Consider the following 5,655-nt stretch of genomic DNA (forward strand, 5'->3'; position numbering starts at 1 on the left):
GGTAATAGTCAACAACTTTTCAAAAGTTTTTTTGATAGATTTATCTCTTCTTTATGCAGCATTATAAGAGTATCTTAAATCTCCCCTCTTCCTACTCGGTTTCTCTCAACTATAAATCTTTAGTAGATTATCATGCATTTGCATTTCTCCATTTGATTTTATACTTACAACCTTATTTTAACAATTCATAGTATATAATGAGATAACTATTGTATTTTTCATTACCGAAAACAAAATACAACACTCTATTATAAGCAGGTGAAACGATGGAAGATATCCGTGTACTTATAGCAGACGATGAAAAAGAAATACGAGATTTATTAAAAAGGTATCTAGAACGAGAACTATATACAGTAGATATCGCTATAAATGGTGAAGAGGCTCTTCACTTATTTGAACAAAACAAATATAACCTCATCATATTAGATCTTATGATGCCTAAAGTCGATGGTATCGAGGTATGTAGAAGACTTAGAAACAAAACAAATATCCCAATATTAATGCTCACTGCTAAAGATCAAGAAGTAGATAAAATTTTAGGCTTAAGCATAGGCGCAGACGATTATATTACAAAGCCTTTTAGTATGAATGAAGTGGTTGCTAGAGTAAAAGCTCTTATGAGGCGTTTTTTAGTATTAGGAAGTAATGCTAGCGTACAAGAAAAAACACTCCTAACATTCAAAGGGCTAACAATTGATGTAAACAAGTATATAGTTAACGTAGATGACAAAGAAATATCTTTAACTGGAAAAGAACTTGAACTATTAAAGTTCTTCGCCTCAAATCCTGAACAGGTTTTTACAAAAACGCAACTCTTCCGCAATGTTTGGGATAGTAATTATATAGAAGATGATAATACCGTCATGGTACACATTAGAAAACTGAGAAAAAAGATAGAAATTGATCCTTCAAACCCTAAGTTTATCCAAACAGTTTGGGGCATTGGTTATAAATTTGTAGGTGAGAAAAATGAAGAATGACAAAGTCCTCTATCTCATTCTATTGCAGTTTATAATCATTACCGGACTTCTATTTATAGATATGGTCCACATATTAAGATTAATTTTATTCATTATCCTTATCGTTATAACAGTAAGTCTTTTCTGTACAAGACTTACTGTTATTCAAACTCAGAAGTCCATGGTTACGAAATTAAAACGCGCCATTAACGGTAATCTACATACAAGACTATATACCAATAACGATCATTCACTAGATGACGTCATTTTTTCTATAAATGAATTAATAACTGAGCTAGAAAGAGTACAAGTTGAAGCCAAAAAGTCTCAAAAGGCTAGGAAGCAACTTCTATCTAGTATCTCGCATGATATTCGAACACCTCTTACTTCTATTATTGGATATATTGACGCATTAAAGGATGGTATAGCTGCTTCAGAGGAAGAAAAACTGGACTACCTTGCAATACTCTCAAATAAATCAAATAGCTTAAAACAATTAGTTGATGGAATATTCAATATGGCAAAGCTTGATGCTGATGAATTTTCACTAAAGGAAGAACAACTTGATTTTTCAGAGATTACTAGAGAATCACTAATCGAGTTTTTACCTGAACTATCAAAACATGGTATTGAGTTACAGGTTAATATTCCAGAAAAACCTTGCACCATTACAGCCGATTCTTTTAGTCTTATGCGAGTTATAAATAATCTCCTAAAAAACGCTATACATTACGGAAAGCCTGGAAAAATAGTAGGAATCGAACTTTTAGAAATGACTAACGACTATCAGCTGCTCATTTGGGATAAAGGACCTGGTATTTCAACAGACGAACTAGATAACGTATTTGAGAGAATGTACCGAATTGATCGATCAAGAAATCCTTCTCATGGTGGGAGCGGCCTAGGACTTGCTATCGCAAAAGCCCTCGTAGAAAAGAACGGCGGTCAAATATGGGCAGAAAGTATTCCGTGGAAAAGAACCACCTTTGGCTTTTCCATTCCAAAACAAACTGTTTTTAAGAAACAGTTAAGAAATGATTAAGCAGCAGTTAAACCCTCCTTCTTATTATGTACTTAAGAGCTTAGAGAAAGTAGGTGTTCAACATAAATACAATTATACAAACAACAAACTTAACTAAAATTTATGGCAAGCAAAAATCAGTAGATAATCTAAATATAAATGTAAATCAAGGAGAGATTTACGGCTTCATTGGTCGGAACGGTGCGGGTAAAACAACAACAATTCGAATGCTGCTCGGTCTTATAAAACCTACAAGCGGAAAAATCGAAATATTCGGAGAGGATTTTTCGAACAACCAAAAGGAAATTTTAAGAAGAATTGGTTCTATCGTTGAAGTTCCAGGGTTCTATGAAAACTTAACTGCAAAAGAGAATCTATTAATTAACGCAAAAATAATCGGCGTTCATAAAAGGAACGCGATTGAAGAGGCATTAGAAATTGTAGGGCTAGAACATGAAACAAAAAAACTAGTAGGAAAATACTCATTAGGAATGAAACAGCGACTCGGAATCGCACGAACCCTTCTCCATTATCCAGAACTATTAATATTAGATGAACCGACAAACGGCTTAGATCCAATTGGTATTAAAGAAATGCGAAAGCTTATTAAATCTTTAGCACAAGAAAGAAATATCACGATATTGATTTCAAGCCACATTTTAGCTGAAGTAGAACAACTAGTAGATCGTATGGGGATTATTCATGAAGGGAAGTTATTAGAAGAAGTTTCTCTTGATGCACTTCGAAAAACAAATCGTAAATACTTGGAATTCCAAGTCAATAACGACAATAAAGCTACGATGCTTTTAGAAAAAGAATTTCATATTTTCGATTACGAAGTTCATGATGAAGGAAACATTCGCGTTTATTCTCATTTCGGACAACAAGGACAAATCAACAGAACGTTTGTTCGAAATAATATTGAAGTATTAAAAATTATGATAAGCGAAGATAGATTGGAAGATTATTTCACCAAATTAGTTGGAGGTGGAACAATTGGTTAATCTACTATACACCGAACTATTAAAATTAAAGCGTTCTAACATGTTCTTGATTAGTATTATTGGTGCGGCAGTAGCACCGTTTATGATAGTTTTAGCTTTTTATATAGAAATGAAAACAAAACCGTCTGCTACACCCGCGGGTTTCGATGCTCTTTTTCTTAATGTAAATATGTATACTATTTTATTTATGGGAGTCCTTCTATACGGAGTCGTTACCGCTTATCTCTTTAATCGTGAATACACAGAAAATACATTAAAAAATTTATTAACCATTCCTGTATCACGTTTTAACTTTATTATGAGCAAATTCATCCTTCTGTTTATTTGGATTATGATCCTAACTATAGTTGCATGGGGACTAACTTTACTATTAGGGCTATTAGGAGGTTTTCCTGGATTAAGCATTCCTTTATCTTTTCAATTTTTAGTGAAATTTTTACTAGGCGGTGGATTCCTTTTTATCTTATCTACTCCTGTTGTACTACTAACTCTTGTAATGAAGACTTATGTTCCGCCTATTATATTAACTATTGTTGTAGCAATGGTAAATGTTCTAACTGCAAGTTCGGAACACAAAGATTTGTTTCCTTGGACAGCTGCACTAGATATAGTAAATAACGAATTGCAACCGACATATCCTCCAGAATATTCTTATGTTGCCATTGCCGCTACAGCTATTATCGGTTTTATAGGAACCATATTCTATTTTAAAAAAGTTGATATTCATTGATTTATAAAGATAATAAAATCCCTTTTATGTCTCTATCTAAAAGTAATTTCATTTAAATAATTAGGAGGGAAATTATGAGTGATACAATTATTGCCTTTATACTCGGCATTGTAGAAGGGCTAGCTGAATTTTTGCCTATCTCTTCTACTGGGCATCTTATATTAGTCGGACATTTATTAGGTTTTGAGGGAGAAAAAGCAAAAACATTTGAGATTGTCATACAGTTAGGAGCAATTTTGGCTATTGCTGTTTTATATCATAAACGACTTGTTTCTTTATGTAACATTAGACCTCTCTTGCAGAAAGAGAAAAAATTCAATGCACTACATGTTTTCCTAGGTGTGTTCCCAGCCGTAATTGCTGGCTTACTATTACATGATGTGATCAAAGCATACTTATTTCAGCCATATACTGTTGTGATTGGACTTGTAGCGGGCGCAATTCTTATGATTTTTGCAGAGAATAAAAAGACAGAGGCTACTACTTATTCATTAGACGATTTAACATATCGTCAAGCATTAACAATAGGGTTATTCCAATGTTTAGCAGTATATCCTGGTTTCTCAAGAGCTGGATCTACTATTTCTGGTGGATTATTAGCAAAGGCAAATTATAAGGCTGCATCCGAATTCTCTTTTCTTATTGCTCTTCCCGTTATGGTTGGCGCAACAGGATTAGACTTATTAAAGAGCTGGAAGTATTTAAGTATGGATGATATCCCAATGTTCGCAGTAGGGTTTATTACTTCTTTTGTAGTAGCGATGCTAGCAGTGGTGACTTTCCTAAAACTATTAGCACAAATAGGTTTAAAACCTTTCGCTTATTATCGTATTTTGTTAGCTATTGTATTCACTGCATTCGTATTGCTATAACCATAGGAAGATCACCTATAAAAAGACAATAACTAGCCGATATTTCTACAGTAGTATCGGTTAGTTGCAACTATACCTAACTGCCGTACCCCCCATCCCCATTTTAATGAAAAGACACATGTAAACCAACTCTTCATAAAAAGCGTTGGTTTTATAATTCCACAAGAATCATCTAATCTTAAAAACGTAGGTAGTTGTTTAAAACAGCTTGACTTTATTATTTTGAATATTCTGCAATATAAATGTATGTACAAATTTATTAAATAGATGGATATAAATGAACAGCACGAGTATATAAACCATATTCATTAAGCAATTTCCTTTTACTACCTTAAAAAACAACAAAGAAAATGTAATTTATCAAACAAACCATCTATTTTGACCAAACGGAACCTTATCATAAGCAATGAGGTATTTAACTAGACATTTGAGACATGGGTGAATGATACTAATGAATCAATTAGCACAGCAATACTGGAATGAATACTGGAAGGAGAACGATAAACCTCAAACTTTCAGCGCATGGCAGTTTGGCGCTTCTCCCGACTACCTTGCCCAATTAGTAATTGATGGCGTAAAAACAGCAACATGTTCTGGTCATATTTTCTATGAACTTGACAACGAGCGCCTTCCCGCGATAAATGATTATAGCATCATATTGAATAGCGCTGACGAACCTGTAGCAATTATTAAAACGATAGAAGTAACTTTGACACCAATGAATGAAGTCTCTGAAGAATTTGCTATTGCCGAAGGAGAAGGCGATCGCACCTATAAATATTGGAAAAACACTCATATAGAGTTCTTCACAAAAGAACTGCATGAAATCGGTCGTGAATTTTCTGAAGACATGTTACTCGTTTGCGAACGTTTTGAGCTGATTGATGTGAAGGAATAAAGTGAAGCTTTAATTAGTGAGAGTTTTCTTCATCTCCCACTGATTATTAGCCCTCACGAATCGGGCTTTTACGGGATAAATATATCCTCTTTTCATATATAGGCATATCATCTATTTACTCTTTAAAAAGTAAATAGATGATATGCCTATTTTATAATTTATATTCTTATT

Annotated in this window: 6 protein-coding genes; all 6 read left to right on the forward strand. The window is 33.5% G+C overall.

Going from position 1 to position 5,655, the window contains the following annotated elements:
- Window positions 1-266: 266 nt before the first annotated feature.
- Window positions 267-980, forward strand: coding sequence for a response regulator transcription factor (locus HRG09_RS27370; RefSeq protein WP_174103960.1), 714 nt, complete (start codon window positions 267-269; stop codon window positions 978-980).
- A complete protein-coding gene (locus HRG09_RS27375; protein ID WP_174103961.1) occupies window positions 970-2,001 on the forward strand; it encodes a sensor histidine kinase in 1,032 nt (343 codons plus the stop codon). The genes HRG09_RS27370 and HRG09_RS27375 overlap by 11 nt, the downstream gene beginning before the upstream one ends.
- Before the next feature lie 53 nt (window positions 2,002-2,054).
- A complete protein-coding gene (locus HRG09_RS27380) occupies window positions 2,055-2,984 on the forward strand; it encodes an ABC transporter ATP-binding protein (RefSeq protein WP_174103962.1) in 930 nt (309 codons plus the stop codon).
- Entirely contained in the window at window positions 2,977-3,714 is a 738-nt protein-coding gene (locus HRG09_RS27385) for an ABC transporter permease (protein ID WP_174103963.1), read from the forward strand. Before HRG09_RS27380 ends, HRG09_RS27385 begins: the two co-directional genes overlap by 8 nt.
- 74 nt (window positions 3,715-3,788) lie before the next feature.
- Complete coding sequence (gene bacA, locus HRG09_RS27390; RefSeq protein ID WP_174103964.1) at window positions 3,789-4,586, forward strand: undecaprenyl-diphosphate phosphatase; 798 nt, start codon at window positions 3,789-3,791, stop codon at window positions 4,584-4,586.
- Between the two features lie 442 nt (window positions 4,587-5,028).
- Window positions 5,029-5,484 carry an ASCH domain-containing protein gene (locus HRG09_RS27395; RefSeq protein ID WP_375335778.1) on the forward strand — a complete coding sequence of 152 codons (456 nt, stop codon included), beginning with the start codon at window positions 5,029-5,031 and terminating at the stop codon, window positions 5,482-5,484.
- Window positions 5,485-5,655 lie beyond the last annotated feature (171 nt).

Source organism: Bacillus sp. Xin1 (assembly GCF_013314535.1).
GTDB lineage: Bacteria > Bacillota > Bacilli > Bacillales > Bacillaceae_G > Bacillus_A.

Excerpts from the sequence above, each read along its gene's own strand:
- HRG09_RS27375 (WP_174103961.1), top strand. The coding sequence starts at position 970 with ATGAAGAATGACAAAGTCCTCTATCTCATTCTATTGCAGTTTATAATC.
- HRG09_RS27395 (WP_375335778.1), top strand. The coding sequence starts at position 5,029 with ATGATACTAATGAATCAATTAGCACAGCAATACTGGAATGAATACTGG.
- bacA (WP_174103964.1), top strand. The coding sequence starts at position 3,789 with ATGAGTGATACAATTATTGCCTTTATACTCGGCATTGTAGAAGGGCTA.
- HRG09_RS27370 (WP_174103960.1), top strand. The coding sequence starts at position 267 with ATGGAAGATATCCGTGTACTTATAGCAGACGATGAAAAAGAAATACGA.